We start from the raw sequence: 14,404 nt of genomic DNA, 5'->3' as shown, positions 1-14,404 counted from the left end.
CAATTAATAAGAGAGTCAGGCCCGTGAGCTTCGAATACGAATTAAACCCGCAGGCGATTGAGCAGGAAAGTTTCCGTCAGATTCGCCAGACCGCTAACCTGGACGGCCTGAGCCGTGAGCAGCAACAGGTTGCCATGCGCATTGTGCACAGCCTTGGTCTGCCGGAGGTCGCTGATCTGGTTCGTTTCAGTGAAGGTGCCTGCGAATCCGGCATGGCTGCCCTGGCGAATAACTGCCCGATCCTGTGTGACGTGGAAATGGTGAAGCAGGGTATCACCAAACGGATGATTGAGCGTGACCCTCTGTGCTTTCTGAATGATGAGCGGGTTAAAGACCTGGCTAAAGAACGGGGCGAAACCCGTTCCATGGCGGCGCTGGATTTCTGGAAAGAGCATCTTGAAGGCAGTGTGGTGGTCATCGGTAATGCCCCGACTGCGCTGTTCCGTCTGCTGGAAATGATTCAGCAGGGTGCACCGAAACCTGCACTGGTTGTAGGTATGCCGGTGGGCTTTGTGGGTGCCGCAGAATCCAAGGATGCTCTGTGGGAAGTACATGAAGAGTTAGGTATTCCGTGCATTACCTTGCTGGGCCGTCAGGGCGGCAGTGCTGTCAGTTCTGCCAGCGTTAATGCGTTGCTGCGCTGTAACCGCGGTGAGTGGTACTGAGCATGACGGCAATGGGGCACCTGCAACTGCATATCATTGGTCTTGGAGTCAGTGACAAGGCCCGGCTGAGCGCTGAGGCTGAGTCAGGTCTGAACAGTGCAGCTATTGTGATCGGTTCCGAGCGTCAGCTGGAAACGGTGGCGCAACTGCTCCGTGACGATCAGCGTCAGGTGGTGTTACCCAAGTTATCAGAACTGAAACGCCAACTGCCGGATATGGCGGCAGATGTTAGCAGCATTGCGATACTGGCTTCCGGCGATCCTTTGTTTTATGGCATTGGGGCGTGGTTTGGGCGGACCTTTGCCCAGGCACAGTTGCATTATCATCCGGGTGTTTCCAGCTTACAGGCTGCCTGCCACCGGCTGGGGCGTTCATTGCAGGATGTGGAAGTACTGAGCCTGCATGGCCGGCCACTGGCCAAACTCCGTACAAGGTTGCGTAACCGCCAGCCGTTGCTGATTCTGACGGATGATAAGAGCAACCCCCGGGCGCTGGCGCGGGAGTGTCTGGCGGCGGGATTCAGCGAGACCCTGATCAGTGTCTGCGAGACCCTGGGCTATCCTCAGGAGCAGGTTCGCAGCTTCACTGCCCGGCAACTGGCTGAAAGCAGTGACCTGGAGTTTGATCCTTTGCATGTCAGCCTGGTTGAGCCGCTGTTACCGCAGGCCAAACAGGCGTTATTGCCGGTGTTTCCGGGGATTCCTGACAACGGTTTTATTACCGATGCTGAACAGGCCGGACGTATTCTTGCCGGAAACGAATGCAGCCTGACGGCGGATGTAGCTTCAGCCGGTAAGGGGCTGATCACCAAGCGTGAAGTGCGGTTGTCCATTCTTTCGCTGTTACAGCCGGCGGTGGACGACACCATCTGGGATATCGGTGCCGGTTGTGGCAGCGTGGCCATTGAACTGAGTTACTGGCAGCCCCGGTGCCGGGTACTGGCAATCGAGCATCATGAGCAGCGTTTAGCCTGCTTAACGGCAAATCAGCAAAGATATGGCGTATCCGGCAACTTGCAGGTCGTGGCGGGAAGAGCACCACAGGCCCTGAATGATTTACCGTCTCCTAATAAAATTTTTATCGGTGGCAGCGATGGCGAAATGGCCGGTCTGCTGCAACAGTGCTGGGCGCTGTTACCGCCAGGTGGTGTATTGCTGGCCAGTGCGGTAACTGAGAACAGTAAACAGCAGTTGCTGAGTTTTTATGAACAGCGCTGCGCCGCGGATGACAGCCAGCCGCATACGGTTCAGATCGGTGTCAGCCGTGGTGAGCAACTGGCGGGTCAACTGATGTACCGGCCGAATCTCCCGGTCAATTTATACAGTTTCTGTAAACGTTAATTTTCGTGATGTTGAAGTGAGAAAAAAGATATGAGCAATGCGACAGCAACTGCCCGCACCGGATGTTTTTACGGTGTGGGTGTTGGCCCCGGTGATCCGGAGCTGCTGACTCTTAAGGCCCTGCGTCTGATTAAGGACAGTGCAGTGGTCAGCTATCTGTCGAATGCTGAAGGGCACTCACAGGCCTGGGGCATTGCCAGTGCCGCGCTGGAACTTTCCGGTACCGGCTGTGAAGCAAAGCATATCAGTGTGCCGATGCCGATGGTGATTCAGCGTGATCCGGCCAATGCCGCCTATGACAAAGGCGCAGCTGAAATCCGCGAATGCCTGCAGGCCGGTCAGGACGTGGTGTTCCTGTGTGAAGGTGATCCGCTGTTCTTTGGCTCATTCAGCTATTTGCTGGAGCGCCTGGAAAGTGAGTTTACCTGCAAGGTTGTACCGGGCATTTCATCAGTGAACGCGGCGGCCTCTGCGCTGGCCCTGCCGCTGACTATGCAGCAGGAATCCTTTGCGGTTGTGAGTGGCCGGCATACGGATGAGCAACTGGCAGAGGCCCTGACCGATCATGACAGTGTCGTGATTATGAAAGCCGGTATGGCCCGACCACGGATTCTGGCTCAACTGAAAGCCACCGGTCGTCTGAATGAAGCCCGCTATCTTGAATACATCGGCCGTGAAAATCAGCAAACCATGCCGGCAACGGAGCTGGCAAATGAAGCCGGGCCGTATTTCTCGCTGTTCGTTGTGGTACGGGAAAACCGCCCGTCATGATGCGGATTTTTGCTTTAACGGATACCGGCAGGCGGCTGGGGGAGAAACTTCAGCGCTTGCTGACGGCAGCCGGCGAAACCGCTGAGCTGAGCTTTAAACCGCAACCGTTTAAGCAACAGGTGCGTGATTCTTTTCAGCGGGGTGAACGGCAGATTTTCATCTGCGCCACCGGCATTGTAATGCGCACCCTGGCACCGGTGATTGAGGATAAATATAAAGATCCTGCGGTGCTGGTGCTGGATGAGTTGGGCAAGTTTGTGATCCCGTTGTTATCCGGCCATGAAGGCGGTGCTAATCAGTGGGCGGCGGATGTGGCCAAACTGATTGATGCCCTGCCGGTTATTACCAGTGCCAGAGCTTATCTGGAACCGGTATACAGCGTGGGGATGGGCTGTGAGCGTCACTGTCCTGAACATGTGTTACAGGGGCTGCTGGATGAATGTCTGGCGAAAGCCAACCTCAGCATTGATGACATCAGCAGCATTCACAGCATTGATGTGAAGGCTGATGAAGTAGGGCTGATTGAGCTGGCCAAAACCCTGGGTAAGCCTTACCAGACCTGGGATGCCGCCACCCTGATGGCAATGGAACCTTTGCTGAGCATGCGTTCCGAATATGTGTTTAACACTGTGGGAGTTTACGGAGTGGCAGAATCTGCTGCCCTGTATGCTGCCGGGCAGATCACCGGCGAAGCGCCGGAGCTGGTATTGCCCAAGCACAAGAATAAACAGGCAACGTGCGCAATTGCACGGAGCTTTAAATACTGAAGCAGAGATCATCCGGTCCTGCTGGCTGTGCGGATACGCACAGATTTTGATAATACCTCCGGTGTATTTGCACCGGTACCGATACTGAAGAGTAGATAGAAAATGGCAAAACTGTTTGTTGTGGGCACCGGCCCGGGAAATGCTGATCTGTTAACGCCGAAGGCCCGTACAGCTATCGCTGCCAGTACTGACCTGGTTGCTTATGGTCTGTATCTGGATCTGCTGGGTGAACTGTGTGAAGGCAAGACCCACCATGACCTGCCATTAGGCGAGGAAATCGGTCGTGCACGTCTGGCGCTGGATCTGGCTTCAGCTGGCAAGGACACAGCGCTGATTTCCAGTGGTGACATCGGTATTTACGCGATGGCAACGCTGGTTTTCGAATTGTTGGATCAGCAGCTGCAGGGTAAAGAAAATCACCCTGAATGGCTGGATGTGGAAATTGAAGTGGTACCGGGTATTTCTGCGATGCAGGCGGGTTCAAGCCGTATCGGTGCGATGCTGGGGCACGACTTCTGCACCATCTCCCTGTCGGATCTGCTGACGCCGTGGGAAACCATCGACAAGCGTATTCACAGCGCCGGTGCCGGTGATTTTGTAGTGTCTTTCTACAATCCGGTATCCAAAAAGCGTGACTGGCAGCTTAACCATGCCCGTGACGTGCTGCTGCAATACCGTCCGGCCAGTACACCGGTACTGCTGGGCCGTCAGCTGACCCGTGAAGATGAGTCTATCCGTATCATCACGCTGGGTGAGCTGGACGCGAAAGATGTGGATATGTTCACCCTGGTGAGCGTGGGTAACAGCGAATCCAAGCACATTCTGAACGGCTCTAAAGAGTGGGTATACACCCCACGTGGCTACAGTAAGAAGCTTTAACTTTCTGGCTACTGCGCTTGGCCATACGGCGTCAAAATTTGCCTCGGGATGCTCACTTAGTGGCATAAGCTCCGCTCCCTCGGCAAATTTATTCCTTGTCTGACCTGCGCTCATAACGCCAGAACTGTGCTGAGAAGCAGGCAGTAAGTTCGGCCTCCTGCGTTTTGCGCCGGAGCTGATACTGAAATTGGAAAGACTGGCAGCGTAACGCTGGCATCTGCTGCTGTGCAGTGAGATTGCCGAAAAACAACAATGCATGTTTGCAGGAGTCATGAAAATGACCGTTTATTTTATTGGTGCTGGCCCGGGTGATCCGGATCTGATGACACTCAAGGGTATGAAAACCCTGAAAAAGTGTCCGGTAGTGATGTATGCAGGTTCCCTGATTCCCCGCGAAGTACTGGCGGAAGTGGAAGATACTGCAGAGAAGATCATTGATACGGCAAGTATCGATCTGGAAGAGATTTCTGCGGTAATCGAACAGGCACATAAAGAGGGTAAAGATGTTGCTCGCTTACAGTGTGGTGATCCGGCACTTTACGGTGCAATCGGTGAACAGATCCGCCGCCTGGAAGAGTTCGGTATCGATTATCAGGTGATTCCGGGTGTCAGCGCAGTGGCGGCTTCTGCTGCCATGCTGGGTAAAGAGCTGACCCTGTCCGGTGTGACGCAGACTGTGATCATGACCCGTTATGAAGGGAAGACTCCGTTCCCTGAGCGTGAGCGTTTGCCACAGCTGGCGCAGAGTGGCGCGACGCTGGCGATCCACCTGGGGATTCTGCGTATCCACAAGATCGTTGAGGAACTGATACCTCACTATGGCGAAGACTGTCCGGTAGCGGTTTGCTACCGCACCTCATGGCCGGATCAGGATCACGTGACCGGAACCCTGAAAGACATCGTACAGAAGGTCCGGGACAAAGGTTTCACCCGTACCGCGCTGATTCTGGTCGGTAACGTTCTGGACTGTGAAGACTTTGCAGACTCATACCTGTATGCCAAAGATCAGGCGCACGTTTACCGCCCGAAAGTTAAGCCGGAAACGCCCCGTACCGTGAAGCGTTAATCCACCTGTGAATAATTGTGCTGTGCTGCCCGTCAGAAACACCGGTGGCACAGCAGGAATAATGAGAGATACAGATAATGCAACTGAATAAGATCCCGACAACTGTTGTAACAGGCTTTCTGGGCAGCGGTAAAACCACTCTGCTGTCTAACGTACTGAAGCAGGCCGCCGGTAAGCGCATCGCCGTGATTGTGAATGAATTTGGCGAACTGGATATTGATTCTGACCTGCTGCGCAGCTGCCCGCTGGACTGTGAAGACGAAAGCGCAACTGCAGCGGATGGTGATAACGGTTTCTACGAACTGGCTAACGGCTGCATCTGCTGCACGGTGGAAGAAGAGTTCCTGCCGGTAATGGAACAGCTGGTTGCCCGTCGCGATGATATCGACCACATTCTGATTGAAACCAGTGGTCTGGCACTGCCTAAACCACTGGTACAGGCCTTCAACTGGCCGGGCATTAAAGAATATTGCACCGTTGATGCGGTTATCACTGTGATTGATGGCCCTGCGGTTGCGGCTGGCCGTTTTGCTCACGATGCGGACAAAGTACAGGAACAGCGTCTGGCGGATGAAAGCCTGGATCACGATCCGTCTCTGCAGGAGCTGCTGGAAGATCAGCTGAGTGCAGCGGATCTGGTTGTGGTCAGCAAGAACGACCTGCTGGACGAAGCCCAGCGCACCGTTGTGCAGGATCGTGTATCTGCCAAGGTACCTTCTTCGGTTAAGACTACTTACATCAGCAACGGTGAAGCCGAGCTTGACGTATTGATGGGCCTGGATGCCAAGGCTGAAGAGCGTATCAACCACGTGCATAACCACCACGATCATCACCATGATCACGGCCATGACCACGACCACGCTCACGATCACTTCGATTCTTTCGTGATCACAATGGGTGAGGTGGACAGCGACCGTCTGCAGCAGGTACTGCAGGGGCTGATCGAAGAGTACAACATCTTCCGTGCCAAAGGTTTTGCGGCACTGCCGGGTAAACCAATGCGTCAGGTGATGCAGGCGGTAGGTAAGCGTCTGGATGTTTACTTTGACCGTCCGTGGGCGGCTGAAGAAACCCGTAAAACCTCGCTGGTATTCATTGGTAAAGGCATTGAACAGTCCGTGATTGAAGCGGCACTGAGTGAAGCTTTAGCTGAAGAGGCAGCAGCGGTTTAATGCATTTACTGGCAGCACAACCCGGTGGCTTTGTTGATGAAGAAGGTATCATCGATTTAGACCAGAGCCCCGGCGATATCGTTATTATGGCGGCGGCTGACAGCGCCCTGGCTGGTCTGGCCAGCGGTGTTGATCAGGCCCCGGCAGACTTGCCCGGTGTACGCCTGGCGAACTGGATGCAGATCATTAAACCTGCAGCGTATGACCTGTATGAGCACAAGGTGCTGGAACAGGCCAAAGTGGTGGTTGTTTCCCTGCTGGGGGGCGCCAGCTACTGGCAGTACGGGTTTGAACGCTTACAGGACTGGGCGAAGCAGCCTGGCCGCACGCTGATTCTTGTACCCGGTGACGATACCCCCGATCCGCAGTTGCAGACTGCCAGTAATGTGACCGCTGAACAGCAGCAGCGGGTGTGGCGCTACCTCCGGGAAGGCGGCACTGCGAATGCTGAACAGTTACTGCGCTACTTAAGCGCAGCCTTTATTCCTGAACATGCAGTGTTACTGTGGCGGGAGCCGCAGGTATTGCCGCGCTGCATGATTTATCAGCCCGCGGGAGAGTCTTCCGCAAACGGGCTGGCGCAGGCCTCCTTTGCCGAATGGCAGGCCAGGGCCATGCCGGAGGCTCCGGTGGCACTGTTGCTGTTTTACCGCAGCCATTTGCAGTCGGCCAACACCGGCATGTTCGATCATCTGATTGACGTATTACGCAGCGAGGGGCTTAACCCACTGCCGTTGGCCATCGCATCTCTGAAAGACCCTGAATCCATGGCGCTGGTTAATGCGCTGCTGGAGCAGAGCGATGCCAAACTGATTCTCAACACGACCGGCTTTGCCAGTAACACCGTGGCCAGCCCGGACCTGTGTTCCCAGCCGAGTGAGTTCTACTCGCCATTCAGCCGTGAAGTACCGGTACTGCAGCTGGTGTTATCCAGCAGTACGGAAGATGACTGGCAGCAATACAGCCAGGGCCTGCGCAGCCGTGATATCGCTATGCAGGTGGTGCTGCCGGAAATGGATGGCCGGGTGATTACCCGGGCGCTGAGTTTTAAAGCTGAAAGCCATTTCGCCGAGCGCAGTGAAATTTCGGTGGTGCGTTATGCTCTGCATGAAGAGCGTGCCCGCTTTGTGGCAAAACTGTCACTGGCTTATTGCCGGTTGGCAAATAAAGCCAATGCCGATAAACGGGTCGGGGTGATTCTTGCTAACTACCCGACCAAAGACGGCAGGATCGGTAACGGAGTAGGGCTGGATACCCCGGCGTCAACGGTAAACATTCTGAACGCCATGGCGGACGCCGGATTTCCGGTGGAAAACATTCCTGCCACTGGCGATGATCTGATTAAAGAACTGCTGGGTTCGGTGACTAATAATCCGAATACCCTGCATACTTTGCCGTGCTGGCAGAGCATGGCGATTGATGAATACATGCAGTACTTCCGGCAACTGCCAGAAGACTGCCAGCAGGCAGTATACGATCAGTGGGGCAGCCCGGAGCAGGACATCAAGTGCCGTAATGGCCGTCTGATGCTGTCTGGCATGCGTCTGGGTGAAACCTTCATCGGCATACAGCCTGCCCGTGGATTTAACATTGATCTGGTGGCGAACTACCACGATCCGGATCTGATTCCGCCGCATAACTATTTAGCTTTCTATTTCTGGATGCGCCACTGCTACGGCGTGGATGCAGTCATCCATGTAGGCAAACACGGCAATCTGGAATGGTTGCCGGGCAAAGGCTCGGCGCTGTCTGATCAGTGCTGGCCGGACATTGCCCTGGGGCCGATGCCGCATTTTTATCCGTTTATTGTTAATGATCCCGGTGAAGGCTCACAGGCCAAGCGCCGTACCCAGGGGGTGATCATCGATCACCTGATGCCGCCGATGACCCGTGCGGAAACCTACGGTGAAATGGCTGAGCTGGAAGGGCTGGTGGATGAGTTCTATCAGGCCATGGGGATGGATCAGGCCCGGGAAAACTGGCTGCGTGAGGCCATCCTGCAACAGTTGAATGATTCAAACCTGCGGGAAGAACTGCTCAGCCAGACGAACCTTAATCACGCCGAACAGGCCGACGAAAACGTCAGTCAGGAAGAGCTGGAAGAAACGCTGCTGTCGGAGCTGGATGCCTACCTGTGTGACATTAAGGAAGCCCAGATTCGCCACGGGCTGCACATTATGGGTGAGCTGCCGGCCAGCGATAAACTGGCGGACACCTTAGTGGCTCTGTTACGTCTGCCGCGAGGGGACGCCGATGACAGCCGCGGCATTCTCGATAACATCGCACTGGATCTGGATTTGCGGATCGACGGTGAGCTGTTTGAACCGCTGACCGGTGATCACAGTGTCTGGACCGGTGAACAGCCGCCGATATTGCAACTAGTGACAGATGCCGCATGGCGTACCCAGGCAGATACCCGTGAGCGTCTGGAACTGGTGGCCAAGGCCCTGATTAAACAGTACGTCCTCAATGATGATTCGGACGCAGGGCTGTTAGCTACTGATGTGCTGAACCAGCTGCCCCATACGGCTGCTCAGCTGGAATATGTGAACGGCGTGATTTACCGGGCATTGCAGCAAAGTGCTGAGCTGGAAATCAAATCGCTGATTAGTGGCCTGAGTGGTGGCTTTGTGCCTCCGGGGCCAAGTGGTGCGCCTACCCGTGGCCGTCTTGATACCTTGCCTACCGGGCGAAACTTCTTTGCGGTGGATAACCGTGCCATTCCTTCACCTGCGGCCTGGGCCATCGGTGAACGTTCTGCTGCTGCACTGATTGAGCGGCATCTGCAGGAACACGGTGACTACCCGAAACAGATTGGTTTATCTGTCTGGGGAACCGCCACCATGCGTACCGGCGGCGATGATATTGCTCAGGCAATGGCGCTGATGGGCGTCCGGCCGATATGGGCGCCGGGTTCAAACCGGGTAGTGGATTTTGAAGTGGTGAGCTGTCAGCGGCTGGGCCGTCCGAGGGTGGATGTGACCCTGCGGGTTTCCGGTTTCTTCCGGGATGCCTTCCCTAACGTTATGAAGCTCTACGATGCTGCCGTACAGGCGGTTGCTGCACTGGATGAGCCGGGTAACGGCAACACCATTCAGGCCAATATAGAGGCCCGTCGGGCGGAGCTGGTGGCTGAAGGCATGAGCGCTGAAGACGCTGAGCGTCAGGCAAGTTTCCGGGTCTTTGGCAGTAAGCCGGGGGCCTACGGTGCCGGTTTGCAGGGCTTAATTGATGAACGTTGCTGGGAACAGGAAAGTGATCTGGCGGATGCTTACCTGAACTGGGGCGGCTATGCCTACGGCAGTCAGGCGGAAGATGGCGTGCAGGCCAAACAGGCCTTCCAGAACCGTTTGTCCCAGCTGGAAGTGGTGGTGCAAAACCAGGATAACCGGGAACACGATATCCTTGATTCTGATGACTACTATCAGTTCCAGGGAGGCATGACCAATGCAGTGCGGGTATTTGGTGGCGAAATGCCACAGGTGTATCACAATGATCACTCTAATCCGCAGCAGCCAAAAGTGCGCACTCTGAAAGAAGAGCTGAACCGGGTAATCCGTTCCCGGGTGCTGAATCCGAAATGGATTGGGGCCATGCGCGAACATGGCTACAAGGGCGCATTTGAGATGACCGCCAGTGTGGACTACATGTTCGCTTACGATGCCACCACCAATCTGATTGCTGATTATCAGTACGAAAAAGTTTCTGATGCGCTGGTGTTCGACGATGAAAACCGGGCGTTTCTGGAAAAGCATAATCCTCACGCGCTGGAAGAAATGGCTGAGCGCCTGCTGGAAGCTGCACAGCGAGGTTTGTGGCAGGAGCCGGGCGAATATCAGGATAAATTACAGGATCTGTTGCTGAGCATTGACGAGCAGCAGGAAGCGGCCGGTTGACCGGCAGGCGAAGCGATAAGTACAGGTTATAGACGATGACAGCTGCAAAATTCAGCTCACCGCACAGTTTAATGGTACAGGGCACAACTTCCGATGCCGGTAAAAGCATACTGGTGACGGCGTTTTGCCGGATTCTGGCCCGTAAAGGGATCAGTGTCGTGCCGTTTAAATCCCAGAATATGGCGCTCAACAGTGCAGTTACTGCTGAGGGCGGTGAAATTGGCCGTGCCCAGGCGGTACAGGCTGAAGCCTGTTTTCTTAAGCCTTCTGTGAGCATGAACCCGGTGCTGTTAAAGCCGAACAGCGATCTGGGCGCACAGGTGATCCTGCACGGTAAGGCGGTGGGCAATATGCAGGCCACCGAATATCACGCGTATAAACCGGAGCTGCTGAAAGAGGTGGTGGCCAGCCATCACCGTCTGCGGGATGAGTTTCAGACTGTGCTGGTAGAAGGGGCGGGTAGCCCTGCAGAGATTAATCTGCGGGAACATGATATTGCCAATATGGGTTTCGCTGAAGCGGTGGACTGCCCAGTGGTGATCTGTGCAGATATCGACCGTGGTGGTGTATTTGCGCACCTTTACGGTACTTATGAACTGCTTAGCGAATCTGAAAAAGCCCGGGTGAAGGGGTTTATTATCAACCGCTTCCGGGGGGATGTGCGCTTGCTGCAGTCCGGGCTGGACTGGTTGGAAGATAAAACTGGTGTGCCGGTGACCGGGGTGATTCCGTATATCCATAACCTGCACATTGAAGCGGAAGACGCGGTTGCACAGCAGCAGACCGGTGACGACCAAGCTAGTAATGAAAGGTACCAGCAGTTGCGGGTGGTGGTACCTCTGTATCCCCGGGCCAGCAACCATACGGATTTCGATGCCCTGCGGATGCATCCGCAGGTGGACTGCCAGTTCCTGAAGGACCCGGCGCAGTTTAAAGGCGCAGATTTGATTGTTCTGCCGGGCAGTAAAAATGTCCGCGGTGATCTGAGTTGGCTGGATGGCCGTAACACCTACGCTAAATCGGAGCATAATGATGCGGGTATCGGTGATCTGACCTGGCGTGAAGTTATTCAGCGGCATTTGCGCTTAGGCGGAAAGGTACTGGGCATTTGCGGTGGCTATCAGATGCTGGGTAACTGGGTACATGATCCGGATGGTCATGAGTCTGCACCGGGTTCGGATGCCGGTCTTGGCCTGCTGGATATGGAAACCACTCTGACCGGCAATAAAATTTTGCGTAACGTGCGGGGCTGTCTGGCGGCGGATGACTCGGTGGTGGTCAGCGGTTACGAGATACATACCGGGCGCAGCAGCGGTGCTGCGCTGGATACGCCAATGTTCTGTGGCCTGAAGGAGCAGGAACAGCAACATGGTGAGCTGAAGTCTGGCTTCTCTGAAGGTTCTTCTGATGGTGCAGTAGACGCAGATAACCGGGTGATGGGCAGCTATATTCACGGTCTGCTGGATGAAGAGACGACTCTTGAATACGTCTTACGCTGGGCCGGGCTGGCGCAGTTTGAAAGCTTTGATTATCTGGCCTTCCGGGATCAGCAGATCGAACGGCTGGCGGATGCGGTTGAAGCTGCGATTCCGTTAGAAAAGCTGCTGGACCTGCTGCAACTGGACAGCAGTGTCATTCCACAAGCGCACGAAAAACAGGAACAGGAACAACAGGTACAGGCGTCATGACCGAAGGATTAAGCATTGTGCTGGCCATTCTGCTGGCCCTGTTACTGGATTACCGTTTTCAGGAACCGCGCAGTTATCACCCGTTGGTGGGATTTGGCAATCTGGCGATCTGGCTGGAGAAACACCTGAACCGCTATCGTCATGGTTCCCAGGGGGAGGCTTCCGGACAATGGCGGGGTGTTCTGGCCTGGTGTCTGGCGGTGTTGCCAATCACTTTTGTGGCCTGTGTGCTGGTGGACATTCTGGCGCTGAATATCTGGTTTGAAACCCTGATCGGTGCTGCGGTGCTTTATCTGGGGATTGGCTGGCAAAGTCTGCTGAGCCATGGCCGTGCCATTGCCGGTCCGTTAGGGCAGGGAGATATGGACGGTGCCCGTCAGGCGGTGAGTATGATCGTCAGCCGTGATACCTCTGAGCTGGATGAAACTGCCATTGCCACGGCGGCGACGGAATCCGTGCTGGAAAACGGTGCAGATGCTATTTTTGCCGCCATTTTCTGGTTCTGCCTGTTGGGTGTGCCTGGCGTTGTTATGTATCGCATGAGCAACACACTGGATGCCATGTGGGGCTACAAGAACCGCCGTTATCTGAAGTTCGGTTGGGCAGCCGCCCGGGCAGATGACGTACTGAATTTTATTCCGGCACGGCTAACCGCACTGAGCTATTGTCTGGCGGGTAAAATGAGTGCCGGATTCAAAGCCTGGAAACGCCAGCGGGGCAACTGGAAAAGCCCGAATGCCGGGTTGGTGATGTCCAGTGGTGCGGCGGCTATTGGCGTCAAACTTGGCGGTGGTGCGGTGTATCACGGCAAGTGGCAGGATCGCCCTGTACTGGGGCTGGTTGAAGATCCGACGCCTAAGGCACGGGACATAGAAGCGGCTTGCAGGCTGGTGAATAAAGCGATTCTTTGCTGGTATCTGGTGATTGCTGCACTGGCAATGGCACCGTCTCTGTGGCTGACCGTGAGACTGATGTGATGGTAAACGTGATGGCTGAAGTGCAGGGTAGTATTGCCGATAATGAAAGCCGCTTAAGTGGCCAGGCGCTGAATCTCTGCCATGGCGGTGATCTGTATACCGCCAGTCAGCAGTTTGGCACGCCGGTAGCAGACTGGATTGACCTCTCAACGGGGATCAATCCTCAGTATTACCCGTTACCGGCGTTTGACAGCCAGGCCTATCAGGCGCTGCCTTATTTACGGCCTGAGTTGGATGAAGCTGTACGTCGCTATTACGCCGACCGGCCATATCAACTGGCCAGTGGTAGCCAGCCGATTATCCAGTTTTTACCGGAAGTGCTGGACGATATGCCGGTACTGCTGCCGGACTTCGGTTATCAGGAACATCGGCAGCACTGGCAGGCCTATGGTGCAGAGTTACGTTATTACCCTGCGCTGGATGATGTTTCAGCCCGGCTGGCAATTGAACAGGCACTGGAACAGGCAGAGTTAAAGGGAGAGCGTTTTCACCTGTTGGTGATTAACCCGAATAACCCCACCGGGCTGACGTTTACCCCGCAACAATTGGCGGACTGGGCAGATCGGTTAGCTCCGGGCGCGCAGCTGATTGTTGATGAAGCCTTTGTGGATCTTAGTCCTGAGCAAAGTGTGCTGGGGGAGTGTTTCCGGCCAAATATGCTGGTGCTGCGTTCATTCGGTAAGTTTTTTGGGCTGGCGGGTATCCGGCTGGGCGCCATTTTTGGCAGTGAAGCGGTGATGCAGGGGGTGGCAAAATTGCTTGGCCCATGGCCGGTTAATGGTCCGGCTCAGACGGTAGCCATTGCCGCACTGAATGATGTGCAGTGGCAGCAACAGGCCAGGGAAAACATTGCTGCTAACGCCGAACTGACGGAAGCACTTTTACAGCCAGTGTTAGAGGCGTATGATGCACAGCCATTTTGCAGGGAACAGTTGTTTTCCTGCCACCGGCTGGCAACGTCAGCAGCGTATGAACTTTATCAGCGGTTGGCCGAACAGGGCATACTGGTACGTTTAATTGACCTGCATGACGGTACGATGTTGCTGCGGACGGGCATAATAAATGCGCTTGATCCCAATACAGCATCACAACTGAAACAGCGGCTGGAAATAATTTAATCGACAACATCTGCAAAAGATGTGAGCAATAAAAATATACTAAGAATATAAAGCCCTCAGAATGA

At 54.9% G+C, this 14,404-nt stretch carries 11 protein-coding genes; all 11 read left to right on the top strand.

Annotated features, from left to right (window positions below; all coding sequences use genetic code 11):
• Positions 1 to 23: 23 nt before the first annotated feature.
• The 11 genes from JYB63_RS05915 (at position 24) to JYB63_RS05865 (ending at position 14,339) form a co-directional block, all read left to right on the top strand.
• Positions 24 to 665 (top strand): precorrin-8X methylmutase, encoded by a 642-nt coding sequence (locus JYB63_RS05915; protein ID WP_205656851.1) that lies wholly within the window; start codon positions 24 to 26, stop codon positions 663 to 665.
• Positions 666 to 667: 2 nt separating this feature from the next.
• Positions 668 to 2,005, top strand: a complete 1,338-nt coding sequence (cbiE, locus tag JYB63_RS05910; RefSeq protein ID WP_243431807.1) for a precorrin-6y C5,15-methyltransferase (decarboxylating) subunit CbiE — start codon at positions 668 to 670, stop codon at positions 2,003 to 2,005.
• A gap of 30 nt (positions 2,006 to 2,035) precedes the next feature.
• The gene (cobI, locus tag JYB63_RS05905; RefSeq protein ID WP_205656850.1) at positions 2,036 to 2,776 is read left to right on the top strand and encodes a precorrin-2 C(20)-methyltransferase; all 741 of its coding nucleotides are present in this window, start codon (positions 2,036 to 2,038) and stop codon (positions 2,774 to 2,776) included.
• Positions 2,773 to 3,543, top strand: coding sequence for a cobalt-precorrin 5A hydrolase (locus JYB63_RS05900; RefSeq protein ID WP_205656849.1), 771 nt, complete (start codon positions 2,773 to 2,775; stop codon positions 3,541 to 3,543). The genes cobI and JYB63_RS05900 overlap by 4 nt, the downstream gene beginning before the upstream one ends.
• A gap of 102 nt (positions 3,544 to 3,645) precedes the next feature.
• On the top strand, positions 3,646 to 4,422 hold the full coding sequence (gene cobJ / locus JYB63_RS05895) for a precorrin-3B C(17)-methyltransferase (protein ID WP_205656848.1): 777 nt from the start codon (positions 3,646 to 3,648) through the stop codon (positions 4,420 to 4,422).
• Between the two features lie 277 nt (positions 4,423 to 4,699).
• Positions 4,700 to 5,488, top strand: coding sequence for a precorrin-4 C(11)-methyltransferase (gene cobM / locus JYB63_RS05890; protein WP_205656847.1), 789 nt, complete (start codon positions 4,700 to 4,702; stop codon positions 5,486 to 5,488).
• 77 nt (positions 5,489 to 5,565) lie between these two features.
• Positions 5,566 to 6,660, top strand: coding sequence for a cobalamin biosynthesis protein CobW (gene cobW / locus JYB63_RS05885; RefSeq protein WP_205656846.1), 1,095 nt, complete (start codon positions 5,566 to 5,568; stop codon positions 6,658 to 6,660).
• Positions 6,660 to 10,556: a cobaltochelatase subunit CobN gene (gene cobN / locus JYB63_RS05880; protein WP_205656845.1), complete on the top strand. Its 3,897-nt coding sequence runs from the start codon at positions 6,660 to 6,662 to the stop codon at positions 10,554 to 10,556. Before cobW ends, cobN begins: the two co-directional genes overlap by 1 nt.
• A gap of 35 nt (positions 10,557 to 10,591) precedes the next feature.
• Positions 10,592 to 12,244, top strand: coding sequence for a cobyric acid synthase (locus JYB63_RS05875; protein WP_243431806.1), 1,653 nt, complete (start codon positions 10,592 to 10,594; stop codon positions 12,242 to 12,244).
• Positions 12,241 to 13,221: an adenosylcobinamide-phosphate synthase CbiB gene (cbiB, locus tag JYB63_RS05870; protein ID WP_205656844.1), complete on the top strand. Its 981-nt coding sequence runs from the start codon at positions 12,241 to 12,243 to the stop codon at positions 13,219 to 13,221. The genes JYB63_RS05875 and cbiB overlap by 4 nt, the downstream gene beginning before the upstream one ends.
• A complete protein-coding gene (locus tag JYB63_RS05865; protein ID WP_205656843.1) occupies positions 13,197 to 14,339 on the top strand; it encodes an aminotransferase class I/II-fold pyridoxal phosphate-dependent enzyme in 1,143 nt (380 codons plus the stop codon). Before cbiB ends, JYB63_RS05865 begins: the two co-directional genes overlap by 25 nt.
• Positions 14,340 to 14,404 lie beyond the last annotated feature (65 nt).

Source organism: Aliamphritea spongicola, from assembly GCF_017051665.1.
In the GTDB taxonomy this organism is placed as follows: Bacteria; Pseudomonadota; Gammaproteobacteria; order Pseudomonadales; family Balneatricaceae; genus Amphritea; species Amphritea spongicola.
Note: the sequence above shows the minus strand (reverse complement) of the source record. Positions and strands in the feature narration are given on the sequence as shown.

Bases quoted from the DNA above. Each gene is read 5' to 3' on its own strand.
- cbiE (WP_243431807.1), top strand. From the start codon at position 668: ATGACGGCAATGGGGCACCTGCAACTGCATATCATTGGTCTTGGAGTC.
- cobI (WP_205656850.1), top strand. From the start codon at position 2,036: ATGAGCAATGCGACAGCAACTGCCCGCACCGGATGTTTTTACGGTGTG.
- JYB63_RS05900 (WP_205656849.1), top strand. From the start codon at position 2,773: ATGATGCGGATTTTTGCTTTAACGGATACCGGCAGGCGGCTGGGGGAG.
- cobJ (WP_205656848.1), top strand. From the start codon at position 3,646: ATGGCAAAACTGTTTGTTGTGGGCACCGGCCCGGGAAATGCTGATCTG.
- cobM (WP_205656847.1), top strand. From the start codon at position 4,700: ATGACCGTTTATTTTATTGGTGCTGGCCCGGGTGATCCGGATCTGATG.
- cobW (WP_205656846.1), top strand. From the start codon at position 5,566: ATGCAACTGAATAAGATCCCGACAACTGTTGTAACAGGCTTTCTGGGC.
- cobN (WP_205656845.1), top strand. From the start codon at position 6,660: ATGCATTTACTGGCAGCACAACCCGGTGGCTTTGTTGATGAAGAAGGT.
- JYB63_RS05875 (WP_243431806.1), top strand. From the start codon at position 10,592: ATGACAGCTGCAAAATTCAGCTCACCGCACAGTTTAATGGTACAGGGC.
- cbiB (WP_205656844.1), top strand. From the start codon at position 12,241: ATGACCGAAGGATTAAGCATTGTGCTGGCCATTCTGCTGGCCCTGTTA.